Origin of the sequence: Paenibacillus sp. VTT E-133291 (assembly GCF_002264395.1) — a bacterium.
GTDB classification, from domain to species: domain Bacteria; phylum Bacillota; class Bacilli; order Paenibacillales; family Paenibacillaceae; genus Paenibacillus_AQ; species Paenibacillus_AQ nitricinens.
On sequence record NZ_NFVA01000177.1, the window covers coordinates 1 to 4,283 of the forward strand.

The 4,283-nt window shown below is 49.5% G+C and carries 3 protein-coding genes; all 3 read right to left on the bottom strand.

Going from position 1 to position 4,283, the window contains the following annotated elements; all coding sequences use genetic code 11:
• Positions 1 to 60 precede the first annotated feature (60 nt).
• Positions 61 to 1,524 carry a glycosyltransferase family 4 protein gene (locus CA598_RS31110; protein WP_094879006.1) on the bottom strand — a complete coding sequence of 488 codons (1,464 nt, stop codon included), beginning with the start codon at positions 1,522 to 1,524 and terminating at the stop codon, positions 61 to 63.
• 242 nt (positions 1,525 to 1,766) lie between these two features.
• Complete coding sequence (locus CA598_RS31115) at positions 1,767 to 2,882, bottom strand: CgeB family protein (RefSeq protein WP_094879008.1); 1,116 nt, start codon at positions 2,880 to 2,882, stop codon at positions 1,767 to 1,769.
• Between the two features lie 51 nt (positions 2,883 to 2,933).
• Positions 2,934 to 3,950 carry a CgeB family protein gene (locus CA598_RS31120; RefSeq protein ID WP_094879007.1) on the bottom strand — a complete coding sequence of 339 codons (1,017 nt, stop codon included), beginning with the start codon at positions 3,948 to 3,950 and terminating at the stop codon, positions 2,934 to 2,936.
• Positions 3,951 to 4,283: the final 333 nt, after the last annotated feature.

Sequence of the window (4,283 nt, forward strand, 5' to 3'; positions counted from 1 at the left end):
ACAATGAACGGGATTTTTACCGTTCTTTGCCCACGGCCCGATGAGCGGCAATCGAGGCATTTACGCTGCGCGCCGCCGCCCACCCCGGCGGGCCCGGCGGCGCTTGCCCCCGGCGGTGCTCCGCCGCCGGGCAGAACCCTTACGCCGCTTGCGAGCAACGCGGCGAAAAACCAACGGGCGCCCGCTTCCGCGGCGCGCCCGGGCTTTGCCGCGTCGCTTGCGGGCGACGCGGCTCGGCAGGGCCTTGCTTCGCGGCAAAGCCGGCGACGCAGCGGGCAATTCAGGCAGGACAGCGGGTGGTTCCACCACGCTGTCGGCCTCGCGCACCGGCGGTGCGCTGCAATAGCGGAGGCTCCACATCTCCGCAAGACCCTGCAGGCGGCTCCGATAAGCCGCCGGACCATAAACGGCGTCGACGCGCTCCCGCGCTTGGGCGCCTATGGTTATCGCCAGTCCCGGCTGCGCCAGCATGACGTTGACTCTTTCGGCCAGCGCGGAAATGTCCGACGCGGGCACGAGATTATCGCCGCAGCCTGCTGCGTGCAGGATTTCGCGCAAGCCCCCGGAGTCGTAAGCGACCACGGGCTTTCCAAAAGCCATTCCTTCCAAAGCCGTCATTCCAAAGCCTTCGCGGATCAGGCTGGGAACAACCAGCACATCCATAGCGCAATAAGCAGATGGAAGGCATTCAGCATAACCAACAAATTTAAATCGGGTATACAGACCCTCGAGCTTTACCTTGCGGACACAGCGATCATAGTAGCTTTTGTCACCAGCTGAACCTATGACAACAAATTTCGCACTAGGATGGACCGCGTACACAAGCACAGCCATTTTCACAAAATGTTCCAATCCTTTTTCCTTATTAATAAAGGAAGAAATATAACCGACCAGCTGCTCCTGCGGTTTAATCTTTAGCTCTCGCCGTCGTTCGCCCCGAAGCTTGCTCCAAGCCTCAATCATCATCTCTTTGTCATTCCATGAAGGGGGAAGCTGGATTACTTTCTCCACTCTCACTTCCTCTGGAAAGCAAGCTGCTGCCGTCTGTGAAATAGCCAGAATCTCATCACTATTCCGATGAATCAGCCCTACACTAATGGGTGTATATTCATTGTCTGTTATCGTCTCTGATATTTTCCATACCACCGGAATGCCCAGTGACTTGGCAGCCATTGCCGGCAAAGCATGGACACAGGTACTTGTAATAATAAACGCCGGGCGCAGAGAGGTCAGCCAGTCTGTTAACTCGTGATACTCCCTGCTTTCCTGGAATTTACGAGCATCTGCCTCGAGCCCTGCATAAGGAGTGTACATTCCATATAAAAGTGGAATCGAGAGCAACTGTACACTTATCCCGAAGCTTCTAGCCTGAGCAGTCAGCTTGCCGTCCTGTGGTGCAACGAGAATACAATTAAAGTACGGAGAAAGCTCCTGAGCGAAGAACAACAACAGCTTCTCCGCTCCGGTAATACTGCGTGTATTAGATACATGTGAAAAGAGGACGATTGTAGCTTTATCAGCCATGGCGTTTCGGCGCTCCCTAACGAGGGCCTGGAGCAGCCATTCACCTCCCTAAAAGTTTTACGAAGCGTTGCTCACGTTTCTTACTTCGCAGTAAAACTCACTTCGAAAGCATCAGCTTCTTTTCATCAGGTTACAGGCATACGCTGAGGTCTGGTTCTACAGTATATCGAGGAAAAACAGATGCCGGCACGACACCTGTCCCCTGCTAAGCGCACATTTCCATATCCAGTTTAGGCCTAAGTCTAGCCGTAGATTACTGTTAGCAACTGGTGAATACGTTTTGCGTAAGTGTGATCCTTGAGCGTCCGTTCAAAAGCACGCAGCGCGATTGCCCGGCGTTCCTCCTCGTGGGTTAAGTAATAACGGATCTTATCCATCATTTCCTGAGGGCTTGCAAAGGTCTCAATTTCTTCACCTGGTTTGTAGAAAGATCCCATATCATCTCTGGCATCTACTAATTGCAACGTGCCCGTTGCTGCAATTTCAAAAGTACGTGGATTAGGAGAAACCGCAGGAATCGAAAGCGTATTATTATTAACTACTTCATCAATGTGTGAGCGGTGGAGGTTAATGACGATTTTGGAGCCGCTGTAAGCTACCGACGTCTCTTGCGGGGACATCCATTTACCAATTTCAATACGGTCACCGTAGAGTGGAGCCTCTGGCAGACGATCCCACCAGATTCCGTTAATCACTGTGTTATAGTTCATCAAATCAGGAAGAATCTCACGGAAGAAGTTCACCCGGTTCCAATAGGCGGAGCCAATAAAGCTAACTTCCCGATTCACTGGTGAACGTGTTGTAGTAGGACGGTAATGTTCCAGATGAGCAGCAAAGGGGAGATAATGGACCTCTGGGCAACCAAGTCCCCGATAGAAATCAATACAATTACGTTCAAGGGTGAATACAAAATCGTAGTGTGCCACAATCTTGATCGTAAAGTCAGTATAATAGGGATCATCTGTAAGCCAAATAGCTGTCCGGATGCCACTAGCACGAATAGCATCAATCTGTTCAAGAGGTAAATCCATACCGTCTAGCACCAATACCAGATCCGGTCTTTGCGCTGCAGCCAGTTCTACTAGATTTTGACGCACATCCGTAATTGTGACTTGAGCTGTTAATTTTTGTAATGCGCAAAGAACCGCATCATCTAAAGGAGAGTAAGGGTAGCCTTTGCCAGAAGCGACATACATGACATGAATATTCCTTACAGGAAATACTTCTTCTGGCCGACCATTCAGGATCGCAAGGCGCCCCCGTAAATAGCCCTCATCATAACCACCCTTGAAACCACTCAGACGACCACGCAGCTTTTCTTCCTCCGGAGGTGTCAGAGGTAATGGGGGTGTAGGCATAATAAATTCATTATTGTTCATAATCCTCGCTCCTTTATCCCTTTATAGATTTCATACACGTGAAGCAATCACATTCAGCAAATGAGGCAAACGAGCAGTGAATGTATGGTTTCGCATGGTAGTCTGTAATCCCCGTAAAGCATAGATTCGCCGCTCTTTTTCATGCTTCAGATAGTACTCAATCTTCTGCTGCAGTTCCTTAGCGGAGCCAAAAGTATCCAGATCATAACCAGGCCGATAATAATTGCCCAAATCCTCACGAACATCCGTAAGCTGCATAGTACCGCAGGCGCTGATCTCATAGGTGCGCGGATTAATAGAACGAGAAGGAAGGCGGTAGCTATTCCGGTTATCCTGACCCTCTTCCCACGGGCGGTGAATATTAATGACTATTTTTGCACCACTGTAGTAATTCGCTGTCTCCTCAGGCGGGATAAAGCCATTACTGATAAAAGGCGTAAGTTGATCATAGGTTGCGAGGCGTTCCCAGAATCCCCCAGCTATAAGCACTTTCTTCCCCTTAAGATAAGGTGCCAGTTCGTCGAACAGCTCTGTCCGATTACGAAATGCATTACCAATAAATACAATGTCATACTGATATTGCGGGCCGGTACGCCGTGGGTAGAACATCTTTGGATTGACACATAGTGGCAAATAATGAACCGATGACACCCCAAGGGATTGATAAAACTCTACGCAACCCAGCTCATGTGTAAATACGTGATCATAATGCTTGCAAATGACTGAAGTGTCCTCTGTAAAATAAGGATCATCCACAAACCAAATGGCGGCTTTGATGCCTAGCTTTCTTATCTCCGAAATCTGTTCTAAATGATTTTCCGGGAATACATGAAGCCCATTCATCACTAACACTGCCCCAGGCATTTCCCGTGCCGCGGTTTCCAGCATTGTTTCAGGAGTACTTATTACAAGCTCACTTACAAGCTGCTGCAGCGCCTCCGTTACGCCAGTGTCGATCGCCTGAAATCCTTGAGGAACATACATTAACTTAAATGGTCGGCAGGCTTCGACCCCTGGAGTATTCAGACGCTGCACAGCCTCACACATGCCAAGACGATATCCTTCGTGATAACCGTCGCGATATTCTCGCGGATGCTTGTGTTTTTTTCTCTTTCTCGCTTTCACGGCCTTCACCCTGCCCCGTCGTATTCTCAAGACAGTATAACTATATGCGGAGTCAGCACCCGCCTCATGGACATCTGTCTTTACTAGAACTAAATTGGCAGATGTCCCCTGTCTTTTGCCCGGCTTGCCCGAACCTTAGATGATTTCACCCACTCACAGGATGCTGGTATACTATAAGAGGCTGTTTAAAAAGTCCGCTTTTGATCACAAAGTATCCCAAGAAGATTACTCGACATCGAATATTGAATTCAGGCG

What these genes read in the sequence shown, in the direction of transcription:
- CA598_RS31110 (WP_094879006.1), bottom strand. Translation starts at nt 1,524, where the DNA reads ATGGCTGATAAAGCTACAATCGTCCTCTTTTCACATGTATCTAATACA.
- CA598_RS31115 (WP_094879008.1), bottom strand. Translation starts at nt 2,882, where the DNA reads ATGCCTACACCCCCATTACCTCTGACACCTCCGGAGGAAGAAAAGCTG.
- CA598_RS31120 (WP_094879007.1), bottom strand. Translation starts at nt 3,950, where the DNA reads ATGTGTGAGGCTGTGCAGCGTCTGAATACTCCAGGGGTCGAAGCCTGC.